Consider the following 18,783-nt stretch of genomic DNA (forward strand, 5'->3'; position numbering starts at 1 on the left):
TCGATCAGTTCACACGTGCTGGCCGCCATTGATGTGGATTTCCGAGCCGGTCACGTAGGACGCTTGGCTCGAGCACAGGAAGAAGATGATGTCGGCCACCTCAGCCGTGGTGCCCAGGCGCCGCAGTGGGATGGTCTCGACGATTTTTTCCGTGCCCGGCGACAGGATCGCGGTGTCGATCTCGCCTGGCGCGATGGCGTTGACGCGGATGCCGTGCGGGCCGAAATCATGCGCCATCTCGCGCGTCAGCGAGCCGAGCGCGGCCTTCGACGTCGCATAGGCGGTGCCGGCGAAGGGATGCACGCGGGTGCCGGCGATCGACGTCACATTGACGATCGAGCCCTTGGCCGCCGCCAATTCCTTGAACAGGCCGCGCGCCAGCATGATCGGCGCGAAGAAATTGACCTGGAACACGTCGCGCCAGACATGCATCGGCGTGTCGATCGAGTTCATGCGGCTGTTGCCGTCCTTGAGCTTGGGCGAAATGCCTGCATTGTTGACCAGCGCGTGTAACTGGCCACCATGGGATTCCAGCCGATGGCGGATTTCCGAGACCGCAATACCGACATCTTCCTGATCGGCGAGGTCGACCTTGATGTGATCCTCGGGACCGGCCGGCCACGGGCAATCCTCGGCAAAGGCCTGGCGTGAGCAGGTGATGACGCGCCAGCCCTCGCGCGAAAAGCGCTTGACAGTGGCATGGCCGATACCGCGGCTGGCGCCGGTCAGCACGATGGTTTTTCTGGTATCGGTCTCGGTCATGTCGCGGTCTCCGGGCTGGACATGTAGCCGAATGCCGCCGAGGTGGCGAGAGGCGGATTGACGCCGCCAGCCGGCTGCTCAGCCGCCGCCAAGGATATCCAGGATCGACGTCTGCCGTTTCTTGAGCCGACCGCCGACGCTGCCTGGCGGCACCGGATGTCCGACCGAAGCGGTGGTGCCGTCATCCGCCGGCATATCGAAGCCATCGGCATCGACGGTCTGGGCAGGCCGCGCCGCACGGACCGGCCCTGGCGTCACCTGTGCCGCAGCCTGCGCGGCTGGCGCCTGCTGGCCGACGGACGCCGACGGAACCGGTGCCGGCTGGTTGTTGCTGGCAGAGGGAATCTCGTCGGGGACGATGGTGTCGGCCGGCGTCGATTTCCAGGTGCCGGGCAGCGGCCGCACCGGCACGCCCTCATGCGCGGCGACCATGAATTCGTGCCAGGCCTGCGCCGGCAGCGCGCCGCCGGTGACCTTCTTCATCGCCGTGCCGTCATCATTGCCGAACCATACGCCGGTGGTCAGATTGGCGGTGTAGCCGACGAACCAGGCGTCGCGCGAATTCTGGCTGGTGCCGGTCTTGCCGGCCGACGGCCAGGCGAAAGCCGCCTTCCTGGCGGTGCCGACCTCGACCGTGCCGGTCATCATCGAATTCATCATGCCGACGATCTCGGGCTTGATCACGCGCGGTGCGCTGCCGCCGGCGCTGTCGTAGAGCACCTTGCCGTCTGACGTCGTCACGCGGCGGATGAAATGGATGTCCGGCTTGTAGCCGCCATTGGCGAAGGGCACATAGGCCGAAGTCAGCTCCAATGGCGTCACTTCCGAGGTGCCGAGCGCGATCGAGGTGTTGGCCTGCAGGTCGGACTGGATGCCCATGCGGTGCGCGGCTTCCACCACCGCGTTCGGGCCGACTTCCATGGTCAGCTGCGCGGCAACCGAGTTCAGCGATTTTGCCAGCGCTGTCGCCAAGGTGACCTTGCCAAAGTACTTGCCGCCGTAATTGTCCGGCGTCCAGTTGCCGATCTTGATCGGCGCATCGTTGCGGATGCTGTCAGGCGTGCGGCCGGCCTCAAGTGCCGCCATATAGACAAACGGCTTGAACGCCGAGCCCGGCTGCCGGCGCGCCTCCGAGGCACGGTCGAACTGGCTGGTCGAATAGTCGTAGCCGCCGACCATGGCGCGTACCGCGCCGGAATCGTCGATCGACACCAGCGCGCCCTGGGTGACGTTGAGCTTCTTGCCGCTGTCGTCGATCAGCCGGCGGATCGATTTTTCGGCGAGCTTCTGCAGGTTCAGGTCAACGGTAGAATCGATCACGATATCGCCGCGCACGTCGCCGATCAGGTCGGGCAATTCTTCCATGATGGTGTCGGCGACATAGTTTTCCGAACCGGTCCAGTAGGATGGCGAGCGCGTCGCCGGCGCGCTGAGCGCCGTTTTCAGCTCCTTTTCGCTGATCTTGCCCTCCTCGCGCATGGCGCCGAGCACCAGCTGCGAACGCTCCTCGGCGGCCTTGGGATCGCGCGCCGGCGACAGCCGCGAGGGCGCTTTCAAGAGGCCGGCAAGCAGGGCGGCTTCGGACAGCGTGACGTCGCGCGCGCTCTTGCCGAAATAGCGCCGCGAGGCCGCCTCGACGCCATAGGCGCCGGAGCCGAAATAGACCCGGTTGAGGTACATTTCGAGTATCTGGTCCTTGCTGTGCTTGTGCTCGAGCCATAGGGCCAGCAGCACCTCCTGCACTTTACGCTCCAGCGTACGATCCGGCGTCAGGAACAGGTTCTTGGCCAATTGCTGCGTCAGCGTCGAACCGCCTTGCGAGAAATGCCCGCCGATGAGGTTGGTGACCATGGCGCGCGACAGGCCGATCGGATCGACACCGAAATGCGAATAGAAACGGCGGTCCTCGATGGCGATCACCGCCTCGGGAATATAGGGGGACATTTCGTGCAGGCCGACCGCCTCGCCGCCGCTCATGCCGCGATTGGCGAGCAATTGTCCATCGGCCGAGACGATCTTGATGTTGGGCGCACGATCGGGGATCGACCAGGTCGTGGCCGCCGGCATCTTGGCGCCGTAGTAGATGACGACGCCGGCCACCGCGATGCCGCCCCAGATGGCGAGCACGAAGCACCAGTAGAACAGCCGGCCGAGCACGCCGAACAGCCCGCGCCTGCCTCCGCCGCGCCTCCCCCGCGGCGATTTCGCCTTCGATGATTTGCGTTTGGCGGAGGCTTTGCGGTTGCTCGGCACGACGCGGTCCTCCTCGCTCACCGAAAGACCCGTCTGGGATCTCGCTCGCGGCGGTCCCTCGAAGCTGGGCTCGATGCGACTGTCTCTGCGGTTCGCCATGCGCTGCGCTTGATGTCCCCGGTGCCAATGGCGCTCGGGTTGAAGAGTAGATGCGGCGATTTAAGGGCGGGTTAAGCAGGCCTTCGGCCAAACCTCTGAATTCCGTTAGGAATTTGTTAATCCTCTTCTCTCCGACGCCTGGCTCGATCCCCGAGCCTGCCGTTCCGACAATCGACCGACGGATAGAAGGCCAGCGCCTGCTCCTCGCAGGTGACCGCAACGACATTGTTCGAGCGGTCGACGGACCCCGATCCTTCTAGATCGGCTCGAACTTCACATCCAGATGGTCAGGACCCGCAGCTTGCCGCAACAAGGCGACAAGTTGTTCGCGCCTGTCAACCGGCTGCCTTCGCCAGTTCGAGGCATTGGTTACATGCAGCCAGCCGTCGACCGACATGAAGAAATCCTCGTGCTCGTCATCGCCCTCGCCGCAGCGCAGCAACTTGTTCTCAGTAAATCTGACCAGCGCCTGGTCGATCGTGCGGTAGAGCAGCGGCCAGTTGCCGCCACCTGAGTCCATACGGAATTTGTAGCTCGGCGCGAAATCCAGCCGCTGCCGCAACAGGCTTCCGTCGAAAAAACAGAAGGCCGGCCACAAGAACCAGCCGCCCGGCGTCGGAGTGTCGCGCCGGACACTGCCGTAAACGCTCTTGCCCTTCAGCCGGTCGCGGATTGAAAAAGATTCCGTCGGAAAGATGTCATGGTCGATGAAGCCGAAGACCTTCGGGGCCAAGCCGGTCATGAAATTGCGCACGATCCAGTTGAGCGCCTGGCCGTGCGATCTGCTGACCGTCAGCCTGTTTCTCGGCAACGCTACATAGGGGACGTGCTGGCGCAGGCAGAGGTCGCGGATGGCTTCCCTCGCCTCCTCCTTCTTGCTGTTGTCGAAGACGATATAGCTCTCGTGCTCGGCCAGGTGTCTGCGCACGAGGTGGATCTGCCATGCGATCACATCAGGCCGGTTGAAGGCAACGCTGGCGACGACCGCGTCACGGAACGATTGCTGTCGTCCCTGCAATTCGCTGACCGGCGCGGATGTCCTCAGGAAGCGAAAAGTCCGCCAGTAATAGCGCAGCCACGCCTCGCGTCGTGGCGGCCGGTTCAGCCTCTCCCATTCCGCCACGGTAATCCTGGGCCGCTCTCCGCTCTGCCACGCGTCGGAAGCCCCCAATGTCACGCTCCTGGATCCCGGCGGGTTCAGTTCTGCTGGATTGAAATGCCCTTGTCGTCGATCTTGAGTTCGACGCCTTTCGGCCTGGCCTGCTCGCGGTAGACGTAGACGCCCAGCGCGACGACCACGACGATGAGCGCGCCAATGATGAGATAGAGCGTATTCTGCTTCATGGCGCGCCTTTTGTCGTGCCGAACCTCAGGCTCGTTTCAGCACCCTGACCAGAACCAAAAGGATGATGGCGCCGATCGTGGCGTGGATTATGGAGGCGATGATGCCACCACCGATCGAGAAGCCGATGCGCGGAAACAGCCAGCCGGCGATGAACGCGCCGATAATGCCGACGATGATGTTGCCGATCAGGCCGAAGCCGAAACCCGAAACGATGAGACCGGCGAGCCAGCCGGCGATGGCACCGATGAGGATGAAGACGAGAAGGCTTTCGACGTCCATGGCGGGTTCCTCCGTGCAAGAGGGCGGATGCGGAGCGGAAGGCCCCGAATCGGCCCCGATATCAACGGCTTCAGGCTAGTCGAAAGCAGCCGGCCTCGCCAGCGGCGCTCACTGGTCGTCGTCGTCGCTGGCAGCGGGCCGCCAGCTGGTCGGCTCGACCTTCTTCTGGGTATGGCTGTCGGTGTAGACCCACCAGCCGCCGTCGCGGTATTGCGCTATGGATTCATTGAGGACGCCGTCGCTGTCCTTCCAGGTGACGGTGACCTTGGAGCCGTCGGTCGGCGCAGTCGATATCGGCTTTCTGTCCGCCATTTCATCCCTTTTCTCAACTGTGAGCGAAGATATCCTCTTCGCCCCAGCCCATCAGGTCAAGCTTGGCCCGCGTCGGCAGGAAGCGGAAACAGGCGTCCGCCTCCTTCGTCCGGCCCTCGCGCGCCAGCCGTCCCGCCAGCGCATCGCGCAAACGATGCAGATAGAGCACATCGGAGGCGGCGTATTCGAGCTGTTCGGGCGACAGCGTTTCGGCCGCCCAATCCGACGATTGCTGCGCCTTGGACAGACCGACGCCGAGAAGCTCGAAACAGATGTCCTTCAGCCCGTGCCGGTCGGTGTAGGTGCGCGTCAGCCGCGAGGCGATCTTGGTGCAGAACACCGGCTCGGCCATCACGCCAAACGCGTGGTAGAGCACGGCGAGGTCGAAGCGACCGTAGTGGAACAGCTTGGTCACCCTGTCGTTTGCCAGCAGCTTGACCAGGTTTGGTGCTTCCTTCTGGCCCGGCGCGATCTGGATGACATCGGCGCTGCCGTCGCCAGGCGAGATCTGCACCACGCAGAGCCGGTCTCGGTGCGGGTTGAGGCCAAGCGTTTCCGTATCGATCGCCACCGCCGCGACATCGTAATGCGAAAGGTCGGGCAGATCGTTTTTATGGAAGCGGATATCGCTCATCGTTTTCTCCGGGTCGCGGCGTTACCCGTCCTCGCCGCGATCCGGTGAAAAATCAACAAGAAAACGTGTTTTCCGCGCTCAGCGTGTCAGCGCATCCAGAATGCGCGCCCAGGAGCGCTGGCCCTTGTGGAAGGAGCTGAGCTCGTATTTCTCGTTGGGCGAGTGGATGCGGTCGTCATCGAGGCCGAACCCGACCAGCAGCGATTCCATGCCGAGATAGGTCTGAAAGTCGCCCACCACCGGAATGGAGCCGCCGCTGCCGGTCGTCACCGCGGGCTTTGGCCATTCGTCGGAAAGCGCCGTCTTGGCCTTGGCCAGGAAGGGCGAGTCGTAAGAGAGCTGGATTGCCGGTGAGCCGCCATGAGCATGGAATTCGACCGTACAATCGGCCGGGATGCGTTCCTTGACGAATTTCTGGAAGGCCGCGCGGATCTTGGCCGGATCCTGCTTGTGGACAAGGCGGAACGAGACCTTTGCCGAGGCTTCCGCCGCGATGACCGTCTTGAAACCCTTGCCGGTATAGCCGCCGATGATGCCGTTGAATTCGGCGGTGGGTCGCGCCCAGGTCAGTTCCAGCACCGAGCGGCCTTTTTCGCCCGATGGGATCGACAAGCCGACAGGCCCGAGGAAGGTCTCGGCCGTCTCGCCCAGCGTCTCCCATGATTTCAGCACCTGCGAGGGCGTTTCCTCGACGCCGTCATAGAAGCCCGGGATGGTGATATGGCCGTCCTTGTCGTGGATGTCGGCCAGCACCTTGGCCAGGATGCGGATCGGGTTGGCGGCAGCCCCGCCATACAGGCCCGAATGCAGGTCGCGGTCGGCGGCCTTCACCGTGATCTCCTCGCCGACCAGACCGCGTAGCCCGACGCAGATCGACGGCGTGTCGCGGTCCCACATGCTGGTATCGCAGACCAGCGCGAAGTCGGCCTTCAGCTCCTCGGCATTGGCCTCGAGGAACGGCTTCAGCGAGGGCGAGCCGGATTCCTCCTCGCCTTCGAACAGGATGGTGACCCGGCACGGCAGGCTGCCGTGCACCTGTTTCCAGGCACGGCATGCCTCGACGAAGGTCATCAGCTGGCCCTTGTCGTCGGCCGAGCCGCGCCCGGTGATGATCTTGTGACCAGGTCCCACCTCCTTGATCGCGGGGGCGAAGGGATCGTTTTCCCACAATTCGATCGGGTCGACCGGCTGCACGTCGTAGTGGCCGTAGAACAGCACATGCGGCGCGCCAGCCGGCCCATCATGATGCGCAACCACCATCGGGTGGCCGGGCGTGTCGCGCACACTGGCGTCGAAGCCGATCAGTTTGAGTTCCGCCACCAGCCACTCCGCCGCCTTGCGGCAGTCGGCGGCGTAGGCTGGATCGGTGGAGATCGACTTGATCCCGAGCAGGCCGAAGAGCCGTTCCAGGCTCTGGTCGAGATTCTTGTCGAGACGGTCGAGGACGGGGGAGACTGCGGACATTTGCAATAGCCTTTCGGTTCAGTGCCGGAACCGTAAAGGCAGAGCGGCGAAACGAAAAGCCCGGGACGATTGGACCACGACCCGGATGGCCGCCGCGGGCAAAAAAATGCCGCCGTGGTGGAGGGGGAACCACGGCGGCCTTTTACTCGAAACGATGCGGCAGCCCGGAGAGGGGGGATAGGCTGCCGCAATTGTCCGGTATAGGCGGGGGACGGGCCTTGCTCCGGACTTCGGCGAAAACTGCCGATGACGTCTATTTGGGTCTGTGAACGTGGCGATTCAAGGGCGTCAACGTTACACTTTTGTAACGTGCCCGTGAGCGGGCCTGTATGCCTCCGATCCGTCAGGGTCGCGATCTGTCAGGGTGTTGTATCTGGCGCTGTCTTTGGCATGGACCAAGCCATCGCGCCGCGCTATCCCTGCCCGCATGAAAAAAGGCGATCATCTCTTTCTCATCGATGGCTCCGGCTACATCTTCCGCGCCTATCACGCGCTGCCGCCGCTGACCCGCAAGTCGGACGGCCTGCCGGTCGGTGCCGTTTCCGGCTTCTGCAACATGCTGTGGAAGCTGATGCAGGACGCCCGCAACACCGATGTGGGCATTGTGCCGACGCATTTCGCCGTCATCTTCGACTATTCCTCGAAAACCTTCCGCAACGACCTCTATCCCGAATACAAGGCCAACCGTTCGGCGCCGCCCGAGGATCTGATCCCGCAGTTCGGCCTGATCCGCCAGGCGACCAGGGCGTTCAACCTGCCCTGCGTCGAGATGGAAGGCTTCGAGGCCGACGATCTCATCGCCACCTATTGCCGGCTGGCCTGCGAGGCCGGCGGCGACACCACCATCATCTCCTCCGACAAGGATCTGATGCAGCTGGTTGGCGAAACGGTCGGCATGTACGACCCGATGAAGGACCGGCAGATCGGCATCCCCGAAGTCGTCGAGAAATGGGGCGTGCCGCCGGAAAAGATGATCGACCTGCAGGCGCTGACGGGCGACTCAGTCGACAATGTGCCTGGCGTGCCCGGCATCGGGCCAAAGACCGCGGCGCAACTGCTCGAGCAGTTCGGCGACCTCGACGGATTGCTCGCCCGCGCCGGCGAGATCAAGCAGGAAAAAAGGCGGGAATCGATCATCGCCAACGCCGACAAGGCGCGCATCTCGCGCCAGCTGGTGACGCTGAAGAACGATGTGCCGGTGGCAGAAGGATTGGACGATTTCGTCCTGCATGCCCCCGACGGACCAAAGCTGATCGGCTTCCTCAAGACCATGGAATTCACCTCGCTGACGCGCCGTGTGGCGGAAGCGACCGGCACCGAGGCCGGCGACGTCCAGGCCGTCGCGGTGCCCGTCGAACGCGCCGATAACGCCCATGGCCCCGATGTCGGCGCCGGAACACCGCCCGTTGCCCGGAACGGGACGGGCTCCGAGCCTGGCCAGGCTGCTGAAATCGAGACGACGGAGACGCCAAAACAAGGTGACACCCCTTCCCTCCTGGCCGCATTGCGGCTGGAGAGAGCGGCGACCGCCAAGATCGATACCGCGGCCTATCAGTGCATCCGCGATATCGCGACGCTGAAAGCCTGGGTCGCGGAGGCGCGGGAGGCCGGTATCGCTGCCTTCGACGTCAGGGCCACCTCGACCGATCCGATGCAGGCCGAACTGATCGGCTTGGCCATGGCCACAGCGCCTGGCCGCGCCGGCTATATTCCCTTCGCCCACAAGAGCGGCAATGGCGACCTGCTTGGCGGCGGCACGCTCGAAAACCAGGTTCCGCTTCGCGAGGCTCTGGCGGTCCTCAAACCCCTGTTCGAGGACAGGTCGGTGCTGAAGATCGCGCAGAACCTGAAATATGATCTGGTCATCCTGAGCCGCTACGGCATCGATGTCGCGCCGTTCGACGACACCATGCTGATCTCCTACGTGCTCGACGCCGGCACGCCGCATGGCCACGGCATGGATGCCCTTGCCGACAAATGGCTTGGCCATAAACCCCTTCAACTCAAGGACGTGACCGGTTCCGGCAAGAACTCTGTCGGTTTTGACCAGGTCGATATCGACAGGGCGACCGCTCACGCCGCCGAGGATGCCGACGTGACGTTGCGGCTGTGGCGGGTGCTGAAGCCCCGGCTTGCCGCCAAGGGCCTGGTCTCGGTCTATGAACGCCTGGAGCGGCCACTGGTGCCGGTGCTGGCGCGCATGGAACAGCGCGGCATTTCGGTCGACCGGCAGATCCTGTCGCGGCTGTCGGGGGAACTGGCGCAAGGTGCGGCCCGGCTCGAGGAGGAAATCTACCTGCTCATCGGCGAGCGCATCAACATCGGCTCACCCAAGCAGCTCGGCGACATATTGTTCGGCCGCATGGGCCTGCCCGGCGGCTCCAAGACCAAGACCGGCCAGTGGTCGACCTCGGCGCAGCTGCTCGAAGACCTTGCCGCGGAAGGGCACGAACTGCCGCGTAAGATCGTCGATTGGCGCCAGCTGACCAAGCTGAAATCGACCTACACCGACGCCCTGCCCGGCTTCGTCAATCCCGACACGAAACGCGTCCACACCTCCTACGCGCTCGCCGCGACGACGACGGGCCGTCTGTCGTCTTCCGACCCGAACCTGCAGAACATTCCGGTGCGCACGGCTGAAGGCCGCAAGATCCGGACCGCCTTCATCACCGACAAGAGCCTCCGGCTGGTGTCAGCCGACTACAGCCAGATCGAACTGCGCGTGCTCGCCCATGTCGCTGAAATCCCGCAATTGCGGCAGGCCTTTGCGGATGGCGCCGACATCCACGCCATCACAGCGTCTGAAATGTTCAACGTGCCCGTGGAGGGTATGCCGTCGGAAGTGCGCCGCCGTGCCAAGGCGATCAATTTCGGCATCATCTATGGCATCTCGGCCTTCGGTCTCGCCAACCAGCTGTCGATCCCGCGCGAGGAGGCGAGCGCCTACATCAAGAAATACTTCGAGCGCTTTCCCGGCATCCGCGATTATATCGAGGAGACCAAGGCCTATGCCCGCGAGCACGGCTTCGTCGAAACGATCTTCGGCCGCCGCATCCACTATCCCGACATCAGGTCCTCGAACCCGTCGCTGCGCGCGTTCAACGAGCGCGCCTCGATCAACGCCCGCCTGCAAGGCACCGCCGCCGACATCATCCGCCGCGCCATGATCCGCATGGAGGAAGCCTTGGACAAGGCCAGGCTGTCGGCCCGCATGCTCCTGCAGGTGCATGACGAACTGATCTTCGAAACGGTCGAGGCCGAAGTCGAGGCGACGATCCCCGTCGTGCGCCATGTCATGGAAAACGCGGCGATGCCGGCGGTCTCGATGTCGGTGCCGCTGCATGTCGACGCGCGGGCCGCCAGCAACTGGGACGAGGCACACTGACGCGCTGGCGAAGGCCCTCAGGCCGCTTGCGCCAAACATTTCGCGCAGGTCCCGCGAAATTCGATCACCGCCTTCTTGGCGGCGAAGCCGGTCGAGTTGACCCATTCGTTCAGCCGGTGGTCGACGTCGTGATCGGACATTTCGGTCACCTGCCCGCAAGTATCGCAGATGGCGAAGGCGGTCATCGAGTGGCTGTGGTCGTGCGGCTCGGCGCAGGCGACGAAGGAGTTGATGCTTTCCAGCCGGTGCACGAAGCCTGATTTCACCAGCGTGTCGAGCGCGCGATAGACCTGCAACGGGGCGCGAAAACCGCGCTCGCGAAGCTGATCGAGCAAGGTGTAGGCGCTGAGCGGCCCGCTGGCGATCTCGAGTTTCTCGAGCACGCACAACTGGTTTTTCGTCAGCACATCCCTTGCCGCCATGGTCCTGTTCCACTTGTCTTGCGCCGTTGGCGGGCTGTCCGCGCGTGCAAACGGCCCGATCCCATTCAGATAGCGACGAACCGCCCTCTTTGCTACTCTTCTGTTGTTGTCCCGGGCCAATCGATGACGCGCGGGCACATTGGCAGAAATCTCGACGAGGGTAGCCAAGGGTGTGCCAGGCACCATTGGCCTGCCGACCCACGCGGCGATCAACGCCGCCTCAGGGAGGCCGGCCACGCCCTGACTGGACTTCATCCGCGAAGGCCGGCGCGAGCAATTCCGCCAGCCTTTATTAGCCGGCTTCAGCTATTTCCTCGGCGGGCCTTTGCGTTCGGCGGAAGCAGCCCACAGGTTGATATCGGACTCGCGCGCGTATGTATCGATTTCGGCCAGTTCGGCGTCGCTGAAGTCGAGCACCTTCAGCGCCCCGACGCAATCCTCGACCTGCTCGGGCCGGCTGGCGCCGATCAGCGCCGAAGTAACCCGGCCCCTGCGCAGCACCCAGGCCAAGGCCATTTGGGCCAGCGTCTGGCTGCGCTTACCGGCGATCGCGTTGAGCGCCTTGATGTTGGCAATGGTGCGGTCGTTGATGAAAGCTGTCTTGAGCGACTTGCCTTGGGAGGCCCGGCTGCCATCGGGAATGCCGCCGAGATATTTGTCGGTCAGCATGCCTTGCGCCAGCGGCGAGAACACGATGGAGCCGACGTCGAGCCCCTCGAGCGTGTCGAGCAGTCCGTCCTCCTCGACCCAGCGGTTCAGCATCGAATAGCTCGGCTGATGGATGACGCAGGGCGTACCGAGTTGCCTCAATATGTCGGCGGCCTCGCGGGTGCGCTGCGAATTGTAGGACGAGATGCCGGCGTAGAGCGCCTTGCCCGAACGCACCGCATGGTCGAGCGCGCCCATGGTTTCTTCGAGCGGCGTATCGGGATCGAAGCGGTGCGAATAGAAGATGTCGACATAGTCGAGGCCCATGCGCTTCAGGCTCTGGTCGAGGCTGGCCAGCATGTATTTGCGCCCGCCCCATTCGCCGTAGGGGCCGGCCCACATTTCGTAGCCGGCCTTGGTCGAGATGATCAGTTCGTCGCGATAGGCGGCAAAATCAGTACGCAGTATCTCGCCGAAAGCCGTCTCGGCCGAGCCGGGCGGCGGCCCATAATTGTTGGCGAGGTCGAAATGGGTGATGCCAAGATCGAAGGCCTTTCGCACGATCGCCTGCTTGGTCCGATGCGGCGTGTCGTCGCCGAAATTGTGCCACAGCCCGAGCGAGATCGCCGGCAGCTTGAGGCCGGACCGACCGCAGCGGTTGTAGATCATTTTCTCGTAGCGGTTTTCAGCGGCGATATAGGGCATGGGGAAATCCTCGAATCTGAACGGACAGGCACCGTCATCGCAGAGGCGATGAGCATGCCCGTACCCATCCTTTACCCCCTCCCCGGAGGAACGGGGAGAGGGGTAAGGCAAAATTATCGATAATCCATGCGACTACGTCTTCTTGGCCAGCAGCTCCTTGGCCTGCTTGACGCCAAGCGCGGCCGGACGCTCGCAAGTGGTCTGCATGGCGACGAACTTGCCGGTTTCGCCGGAGCGCAGGAGGCCGGTCATGACATCGACGGCATGCAGCGCGAGTTCCATCGAGCAGCGGTGCGGCCGCCCTTCGGCGATCGCCAACGCCATGTCGGCCAGGCCCGCCGTGCGGTAATTGGCCATCATGCCTTGGCCATGCATCTCATTGGGAACGCCAAGCGGATGCTTCCATTTCGGCAGCTTCTTGACCGGCTTGCCTTCTTCGGTGAAGCGCACGTCGCCGCCGAAGAAGTTCGGATCCGGCACGAACACCGTCCCGGCCTCGCCATAGAGTTCCATCGGCGCGTGGCCGTGAGCCCACACATCCCAGCTGGTGTTCAGCGTCACCACGGCGCCGTTCTCGAATTCCAGCAGGCCATGGATGGTGGTCGGCGTGTTGACCGGGATTTTTTCGCCTGCGCGCGGCTTTGAGCTGATGGTGCGTTCCTTGGCGGGAGTCGTCGCGAAGGCCGCCACCTGCTTTACCGGCCCGATCAGCTGGATCAGATTGGTGATGTAGTACGGTCCGATGTCGAGCACTGGTCCCGCCCCTGGCTGGAAGAAGAAGTCGGGATTGGGGTGCCAATGCTCCATACCGTGGCCCATGACGTGGCAGGTGCCGCTGGTGATCTTGCCAAGCTTCCCCTCGTCGATCAGTTCGCGCACCAGCTGGTGCGCGCCGCCGAGGAAGGTGTCCGGCGCCGAGCCGATGCGCAGCCCCTTCTTCTGCGCCCGCGCCCTGAGGTCCTGGCCCTCCTTGAGCGACAGCACGAATGGCTTTTCGGAATAGACATGCTTGCCGGCATCGAGCACCTGCTTCGACACCTCGTAATGCACGGCCGGAATGGTCAGGTTGACGATGATGTCGATATCGTCGGCCTTGAGCAGATCCTCGACGGTCTCGGCGCGCAGCTTGAATTCCTTCGCCCGCGCCCTGGCCGCGTCCATGTTGATGTCGGCGCAGGCGCGCATCTCGATGCCGCGAAACAACGGCGCCAGCGAAAAATACGCCTTCGAGATGTTGCCGCAGCCGATGACGCCAACACCCAGTTTCCCAGTACCCAGCTTCTTTGCCATGGTGGTTGTTCCTAGTAGCTCTTGACGGTTGCGATCGAGCGGCGGGCGAAGCGCTCGATGTCGTTGGGATTGTCCTGTTCCATGACAAAATATTTCGCCGCGCTCTTGGCTCGCAGCACCTTGATCAGGCCGGCCCAATCGATCGTGCCGTGGCCGACATCCGACCAGCCATCCTCATCCAGCCCCTCGCCCGCCTTCGCCATGTCCTTGACGTGGACGGCGACGATGCGCTGGCCGTGCTTTTCGATCCAGGGCAGCGGATCGGAGCCGCCGCGCACCACCCAGGCGACGTCCATTTCCCAGCCTATATCGGGCGCGGACGACAGGATATGGTCCTGCGGCACCGAGCCGTCGGCGAGTGTCTTGAACTCGAAATCATGGTTGTGCCAGGCGAAGCCATAGCCGGCCTTCGACGCGACCTCGCCGACCTTGGCCAGGCGCTCGCCAAAGGCGCGCCAGCCGGCGGCGTCGGATGGCCTGTCCTCGGCCATCAGATAGGGACAGATCAAAAGCTTGACGCCGAGCGTTTCGGCGATCCGGCGCACACCGTCGAAATCATTCTCCAGCGCATCGATGGAAAAATGCCCGGTCGGCATGGCAAGGCCGTTCTTGTCGAGCTCGGCGCGGAAGGCCTTGGGATCGTCATAGACGCCGCCGAACCCTTCGACCTCGGCGTAGCCGAGCTTGCCGAGCATTTCGAGCACATCGGTCCAGGGCAAGAAATTGCGGGCGCTGTAAAGTTGGAATGACCAGTTCATCGTCTCTGTCCGTTCTGCTTGGGGATTGTCCTTGGGAGGATGGTTTTCTTGGGAGCTACATGCGGTTGCCGGATGGAGTATCGAACAGCGAGGCGCGGGCAGGATCAAAGCCGATCCTGATCGGGTCGCCATTGCGCAGCGTTTTTTCCGCCTCGACACGGAAGGAAAAAATGCGGCCGCCGAGCTTCGTCCACACCAGCGTATCGGAGCCCATCGGCTCGACGATCTCGACGGCGGCATCGGTGGCGAAGGGCATGGAATTCGCGGCCTCGCCAAAGGCAACGTGCTCGGGGCGAATCCCGAACACGCAAGGCCCGCTCTTGTTGCCGGCGCCATCGAAGCCATAGCGCTCGAGCGGTATGGTCAAATCCCCGGTCTTGAACACCGCCGTCGTGCCGGTCTCCAGCTGCCCCTCGACGAAATTCATCGCAGGCGAACCGAGGAAGCCGGCGACAAACCGGTTGACCGGGCGGTTGTAGATGGTCTGCGGCGCGTCGAGCTGCTGGATGACGCCGCCCTTCATCACCGCGATGCGGTCGGCCAGGGTCATCGCCTCGATCTGGTCGTGGGTGACATAGATCATCGTGTTCTGCAGCTTGCGGTGCAGAAGCTTGATCTCGACGCGCAGCTCTGAACGCAGCTTGGCATCGAGATTGGACAGCGGTTCGTCGAACAGGAAGACGTCGACATCGCGCACCAGCGCCCGTCCGATCGCCACGCGCTGGCGCTGGCCGCCGGAAAGGGCCGCCGGCTTGCGCTGCAGCAACGGCTCGATCTGCAGGATCTCGGCGGCGCGCGCGATGCGCTTGGCGATCTCGTCCTTGGCGATGCCGGCGACACGCAGCCCGAAGGACAGGTTCTTCTCCACCGTCATTTGCGGATAGAGCGCATAGGACTGAAAGACCATGCCGATGCCGCGGTCCTTGGGCTCTTCCCAGGTGACGTTCTTGCCCTTGATGAAGATGCGGCCTTCCGAAATGTCGAGCAGGCCGGCGATGCAGTTGAGCAAGGTCGACTTGCCGCAGCCGGAGGGTCCGAGCAGCACGATGAACTCGCCTTCGGCGACATCGAGATTGAGCGTCTGCAGCACCGAGACCGCGCCGAAGTTCAGCGACAGGTCTTGGATCGAAACGCTGGTGCCGTTCGCCGCCATCGCCATCACCCTTTCACCGCGCCGGCGGCGATGCCGCGCACGAACAATTTGCCGGAAATGAAATAGACGATCAGCGGCACCAACCCGGTCAGGATGGTGGCGGCCATGTTGACGTTGTATTCCTTCACGCCTTGCACCGAATTGACGATGTTGTTGAGCTGCACCGTCATCGGATAGGTGTCGGGACGGGTGTAGACGACGCCGAACAGGAAGTCGTTCCAGATGCCGGTCACCTGCAGGATGACGGCGACGACGAAGATCGGCAGTGACATCGGCAGCATGATGCGCAGGTAGATGCCCCAGAAGCCGGCGCCATCGACGCGCGCCGCCCGGAACAGTTCCTCCGGCATGGAGGTGAAATAATTGCGGAACAGAAGCGTCAGGATCGGCATGCCGAAAATGGAATGCACGATCACCAGGCCGGTAAGGCTGCCATAGAGGCCGATCTCGCGCAGGATGATGACGATGGGATAGATCATCACCTGGTAGGGAATGAAGGCGCCGACGATCAGGATGACGAAGAAGGTGTCGGCGCCCTTGAAGCGCCAGTTGGCCAGCGCGTAGCCGTTCACCGAGGCGATTGCGATCGACAGGATCACCGAGGGAACGGTGATGCGCACCGAATTCCAGAACCCGCGCGAGAGCCCGTCGCAATTGAGTCCGGTGCAGGCCTGCGACCACGCCTTGACCCAGGGCTCGAAGGTGATCTCGAGCGGCGGCGAGAAAATGTTGCCGAGGCGGATCTCCGGCATGCCCTTCAGCGAGGTGACGACCATCACATAGAGCGGCAGGAGATAGTAGAGCGCCACCACGACGAGCGTGCCGTACAGGAAAATGTTACGGCGCGAGAACATGTGCCGCGGCTTCGGTCCGCTCGGGCCGGAGGCGCCAGCCCGGAGGTTTGACGACGTGGCGGACAAGGAGACGGCATGATCAGACACGCTTGCGGCCTCCGAATTCAAGATAGGCCCACGGCACGATGACGATCATCACCGACAGCAGCATCATGGTCGAGGCGGCAAAGCCCTGGCCGAGATTCTGGGCGAAGAACATGTAGTCGTAGACGTATTTGGCCGGCACTTCGGAGGCGATGCCCGGCCCGCCGCTGGTCTGCGCGACGACGAGGTCATAGACCTTGACGATGCCGGACGCGATGATCACCAGCGTGGTGATGAAAACCGGCCGCATCATTGGGATGATGATGAACAGATAAGTCTTCCACATGGGAATCCCGTCCACCCGTGCGGCCTTCCAGATGTCCTCGTCGATGCCGCGCAGGCCCGCCAGCATCAGGCACATGATTAGCCCCGTGCCTTGCCAAAGCGCCGCGATCGATATGCCGTAGATGACGATGCTGGAATTGTAGAGCGGATTGAAGTCGAAGCTGGTCCAGCCGAGGCTTCGTACCACGCCCTGGACGCCGAAATCCGGATTGAGCAGCCATTGCCAGACAAGGCCGGTGACGATGAAGGAGAGCGCGAAGGGGTAGAGGAAGATGGTGCGGAACGTGTCCTCGAAACGGATCTTCTGGTCGAGCAGGGCCGCCAGCAGAAAACCGATCACCAGCGAGAACACCAGTGAGATCACACCGTAGATCAAGAGGTTCTCGATCGAAATCAGCCAGCGCGGCGTCGCCCACAGCCGGTAATATTGGTCGAGCCCGACGAAATTCAGCCGCGGCAGCAGCTTCGAATTGGTGAAGGAGTAGAGCACCGTCCACGCGGTGCCGCCGACAAAGACCACCATTGCGGTGAGGATCATCGGGATCGAAGCGACCTTCGCATTGAGATTGCGGAAGAGTTGGCTCGGGCGTTCGCTCTTGCTCATCGGTACAGCCGTGCTGGATCGGATAAGGGCGGAAAGTCAGCACGCCTTGGCTCCCGGCCCTGCCTGGCAAGGTCGGGAGCGGACGGCTCGTCGGTCGTCAATCAGCCGAAGCGATGATGTCGGCGAAGCGCTTCTGCGCCTCTTCGAGGCTCATGTCGGGCTTGGCGAAGAACTCCGAGAACAGGTCCTCCTTCTGCTTCTGGCTGTCCTGCGAGAGCAGCTGGTCCGTCCATGGGATGACCGCGCCCTTGGCCAGGATAGCGAGGCCTTTCTTCATGCAATCGTTGGCCGCGTTGAGATCGACGTCGCCGCGCACCGGCAGCGAGCCCTTCTTGAGGTTGAAGGCGACCTGGGTCTTGGGATCGAGCAGCGTCTCGGCCAGCACCTCCTGCGCCTTGGCCTTGTCGGCGTCCTTGAGCAGCGGAAAATAGAAGGCGTCGCCCCCTGTAGCGATGACCTCGTTCAGGCCGAGGCCGGGAAGGCAGGTGTAATCCTTGCCGGCGGTCTTGCCGGCGACCTGGAACTCGCCCTGCGCCCAGTCGCCCATGATCTGGCCGCCGGCCTTACCGGTGATGACCATGTTGGTGGCCTGGTTCCAGTCCTGCACATTCGTGTTCTTGGCCATCTTGCGCGCATCGTCGGCCGCTTTGAACACCTTGGCGACTTCAGGACCGGCTGCGAACTTGGCGTCCTTGTCCTTGTAGACCTTGAGGAAGGTGTCGGTTCCGCCGACCGCGGCAAGCAGCACGTCGAAGGCGCCCGATGCCTGCCAGGCCTGCCCACCGACCGCGAGCGGCACGATGCCTGCCTTCTCCAGCGCCGGAGCGGCGGCCACATACTCGTTCCAGTTCTTCGGCACCGGCACGCCGGCCTTCTCGAACGCCGCGTTCGACAGCCACAGCCACTGCCAGGAATGGATGTTGACCGGCACGCAATAGATCTTGCCGTCGATGGTGCAAGAGTCGAGCAGGCTCTTGGGCCGTACCACTTCCGTCCACTTGCCCTTGGTGGCGACATCGGTGAGATCGCGCATCAGGCCAGCCTGAACCAGCTCTTCCGCTTGCCTGCCGTGATTGAACTGCGTGGCCCCCATCGGATCGCCGCCGGTGATGCGGCTGATCATGATCGGCCGCGCCGTGCCGCCGGATCCGGCGATGGCGCCGTCGACCCAGTGATTGCCGGTGGCGTCGAATGCCTTGGCGAGTTCGGCGACCGCCGCCGCCTCGCCGCCGGAGGTCCACCAATGGGTGACTTCCAGATCGGTCGCGGCCGCCGGCCCGGCAAAGTTGAGAGCAACCGTCGCGGCAAAGGCAGCGGTCAGGAATTTGTATCGCATTTCGGCTTCCTCCCAGAAATCTGAAACGTTACAGATTTTCGATACGGCAATTGAAGACCATACGCAACCCCTTCCGGCAGAATGTCACTTTGACATTTTTCGAGCTGCGAA

The 18,783-nt window shown here is 63.2% G+C and carries 17 protein-coding genes; 1 reads left to right on the forward strand and 16 read right to left on the reverse strand.

Annotation, left to right across the window (positions count from 1 at the left end):
• Positions 1 to 9: 9 nt before the first annotated feature.
• From FJ950_RS23300 to FJ950_RS23335, 8 genes are all read right to left on the reverse strand, one after another.
• On the reverse strand, positions 10 to 762 hold the full coding sequence (locus FJ950_RS23300) for an SDR family oxidoreductase (protein ID WP_015315691.1): 753 nt from the start codon (positions 760 to 762) through the stop codon (positions 10 to 12).
• Positions 763 to 840: 78 nt separating this feature from the next.
• On the reverse strand, positions 841 to 3,114 hold the full coding sequence (locus FJ950_RS23305; protein ID WP_140618896.1) for a transglycosylase domain-containing protein: 2,274 nt from the start codon (positions 3,112 to 3,114) through the stop codon (positions 841 to 843).
• A gap of 256 nt (positions 3,115 to 3,370) precedes the next feature.
• Positions 3,371 to 4,285 (reverse strand): hypothetical protein, encoded by a 915-nt coding sequence (locus tag FJ950_RS23310; protein WP_140618898.1) that lies wholly within the window; start codon positions 4,283 to 4,285, stop codon positions 3,371 to 3,373.
• A 26-nt stretch (positions 4,286 to 4,311) separates the two neighbouring features.
• A complete protein-coding gene (locus FJ950_RS23315; RefSeq protein WP_015315688.1) occupies positions 4,312 to 4,458 on the reverse strand; it encodes a hypothetical protein in 147 nt (48 codons plus the stop codon).
• A gap of 25 nt (positions 4,459 to 4,483) precedes the next feature.
• Positions 4,484 to 4,738, reverse strand: a complete 255-nt coding sequence (locus tag FJ950_RS23320; RefSeq protein ID WP_140618900.1) for a GlsB/YeaQ/YmgE family stress response membrane protein — start codon at positions 4,736 to 4,738, stop codon at positions 4,484 to 4,486.
• Positions 4,739 to 4,846: 108 nt separating this feature from the next.
• A complete protein-coding gene (locus FJ950_RS23325) occupies positions 4,847 to 5,050 on the reverse strand; it encodes a hypothetical protein (protein ID WP_023770648.1) in 204 nt (67 codons plus the stop codon).
• Between the two features lie 13 nt (positions 5,051 to 5,063).
• Positions 5,064 to 5,684, reverse strand: coding sequence for a ribonuclease D (locus FJ950_RS23330; protein ID WP_140618902.1), 621 nt, complete (start codon positions 5,682 to 5,684; stop codon positions 5,064 to 5,066).
• 78 nt (positions 5,685 to 5,762) lie between these two features.
• Complete coding sequence (locus tag FJ950_RS23335) at positions 5,763 to 7,148, reverse strand: M20/M25/M40 family metallo-hydrolase (protein ID WP_023770650.1); 1,386 nt, start codon at positions 7,146 to 7,148, stop codon at positions 5,763 to 5,765.
• Between the two features lie 427 nt (positions 7,149 to 7,575).
• Between FJ950_RS23335 and polA the strand changes: the two genes are divergently transcribed.
• Positions 7,576 to 10,533, forward strand: coding sequence for a DNA polymerase I (gene polA / locus FJ950_RS23340; protein ID WP_181171409.1), 2,958 nt, complete (start codon positions 7,576 to 7,578; stop codon positions 10,531 to 10,533).
• Between the two features lie 17 nt (positions 10,534 to 10,550).
• On the opposite strand, the gene FJ950_RS23345 is transcribed toward polA, so the two are convergent.
• The 8 genes from FJ950_RS23345 to FJ950_RS23380 form a co-directional block, all read right to left on the reverse strand.
• On the reverse strand, positions 10,551 to 10,955 hold the full coding sequence (locus tag FJ950_RS23345) for a Fur family transcriptional regulator (RefSeq protein WP_015315682.1): 405 nt from the start codon (positions 10,953 to 10,955) through the stop codon (positions 10,551 to 10,553).
• 306 nt (positions 10,956 to 11,261) lie between these two features.
• Positions 11,262 to 12,308, reverse strand: coding sequence for an L-glyceraldehyde 3-phosphate reductase (gene mgrA / locus FJ950_RS23350; RefSeq protein WP_140618906.1), 1,047 nt, complete (start codon positions 12,306 to 12,308; stop codon positions 11,262 to 11,264).
• Positions 12,309 to 12,440: 132 nt separating this feature from the next.
• On the reverse strand, positions 12,441 to 13,598 hold the full coding sequence (locus tag FJ950_RS23355; protein WP_140618908.1) for a Gfo/Idh/MocA family oxidoreductase: 1,158 nt from the start codon (positions 13,596 to 13,598) through the stop codon (positions 12,441 to 12,443).
• A gap of 11 nt (positions 13,599 to 13,609) precedes the next feature.
• Positions 13,610 to 14,356, reverse strand: coding sequence for a sugar phosphate isomerase/epimerase (locus FJ950_RS23360; protein ID WP_140618910.1), 747 nt, complete (start codon positions 14,354 to 14,356; stop codon positions 13,610 to 13,612).
• Positions 14,357 to 14,411: 55 nt separating this feature from the next.
• Positions 14,412 to 15,509: an ABC transporter ATP-binding protein gene (locus FJ950_RS23365; RefSeq protein ID WP_140619015.1), complete on the reverse strand. Its 1,098-nt coding sequence runs from the start codon at positions 15,507 to 15,509 to the stop codon at positions 14,412 to 14,414.
• A 5-nt stretch (positions 15,510 to 15,514) separates the two neighbouring features.
• The gene (locus FJ950_RS23370; RefSeq protein WP_140618911.1) at positions 15,515 to 16,450 is read right to left on the reverse strand and encodes a carbohydrate ABC transporter permease; all 936 of its coding nucleotides are present in this window, start codon (positions 16,448 to 16,450) and stop codon (positions 15,515 to 15,517) included.
• On the reverse strand, positions 16,443 to 17,336 hold the full coding sequence (locus FJ950_RS23375; protein ID WP_015315676.1) for a sugar ABC transporter permease: 894 nt from the start codon (positions 17,334 to 17,336) through the stop codon (positions 16,443 to 16,445). Before FJ950_RS23375 ends, FJ950_RS23370 begins: the two co-directional genes overlap by 8 nt.
• A 97-nt stretch (positions 17,337 to 17,433) precedes the next feature.
• On the reverse strand, positions 17,434 to 18,672 hold the full coding sequence (locus FJ950_RS23380; RefSeq protein ID WP_015315675.1) for an ABC transporter substrate-binding protein: 1,239 nt from the start codon (positions 18,670 to 18,672) through the stop codon (positions 17,434 to 17,436).
• Between the last annotated feature and the right edge of the window lie 111 nt (positions 18,673 to 18,783).

Origin of the sequence: Mesorhizobium sp. B2-3-14 (assembly GCF_006442175.1) — a bacterium.
GTDB lineage: Bacteria > Pseudomonadota > Alphaproteobacteria > Rhizobiales > Rhizobiaceae > Mesorhizobium > Mesorhizobium australicum.

What these genes read in the sequence shown, in the direction of transcription:
- mgrA (WP_140618906.1), bottom strand. Translation starts at nt 12,308, where the DNA reads ATGCCCTATATCGCCGCTGAAAACCGCTACGAGAAAATGATCTACAAC.
- FJ950_RS23355 (WP_140618908.1), bottom strand. Translation starts at nt 13,598, where the DNA reads ATGGCAAAGAAGCTGGGTACTGGGAAACTGGGTGTTGGCGTCATCGGC.
- FJ950_RS23330 (WP_140618902.1), bottom strand. Translation starts at nt 5,684, where the DNA reads ATGAGCGATATCCGCTTCCATAAAAACGATCTGCCCGACCTTTCGCAT.
- FJ950_RS23325 (WP_023770648.1), bottom strand. Translation starts at nt 5,050, where the DNA reads ATGGCGGACAGAAAGCCGATATCGACTGCGCCGACCGACGGCTCCAAG.
- FJ950_RS23360 (WP_140618910.1), bottom strand. Translation starts at nt 14,356, where the DNA reads ATGAACTGGTCATTCCAACTTTACAGCGCCCGCAATTTCTTGCCCTGG.
- FJ950_RS23335 (WP_023770650.1), bottom strand. Translation starts at nt 7,148, where the DNA reads ATGTCCGCAGTCTCCCCCGTCCTCGACCGTCTCGACAAGAATCTCGAC.
- FJ950_RS23305 (WP_140618896.1), bottom strand. Translation starts at nt 3,114, where the DNA reads ATGGCGAACCGCAGAGACAGTCGCATCGAGCCCAGCTTCGAGGGACCG.
- FJ950_RS23365 (WP_140619015.1), bottom strand. Translation starts at nt 15,509, where the DNA reads ATGGCGGCGAACGGCACCAGCGTTTCGATCCAAGACCTGTCGCTGAAC.
- FJ950_RS23300 (WP_015315691.1), bottom strand. Translation starts at nt 762, where the DNA reads ATGACCGAGACCGATACCAGAAAAACCATCGTGCTGACCGGCGCCAGC.
- FJ950_RS23345 (WP_015315682.1), bottom strand. Translation starts at nt 10,955, where the DNA reads ATGGCGGCAAGGGATGTGCTGACGAAAAACCAGTTGTGCGTGCTCGAG.
- FJ950_RS23380 (WP_015315675.1), bottom strand. Translation starts at nt 18,672, where the DNA reads ATGCGATACAAATTCCTGACCGCTGCCTTTGCCGCGACGGTTGCTCTC.
- FJ950_RS23315 (WP_015315688.1), bottom strand. Translation starts at nt 4,458, where the DNA reads ATGAAGCAGAATACGCTCTATCTCATCATTGGCGCGCTCATCGTCGTG.
- polA (WP_181171409.1), top strand. Translation starts at nt 7,576, where the DNA reads ATGAAAAAAGGCGATCATCTCTTTCTCATCGATGGCTCCGGCTACATC.
- FJ950_RS23320 (WP_140618900.1), bottom strand. Translation starts at nt 4,738, where the DNA reads ATGGACGTCGAAAGCCTTCTCGTCTTCATCCTCATCGGTGCCATCGCC.
- FJ950_RS23375 (WP_015315676.1), bottom strand. Translation starts at nt 17,336, where the DNA reads ATGAGCAAGAGCGAACGCCCGAGCCAACTCTTCCGCAATCTCAATGCG.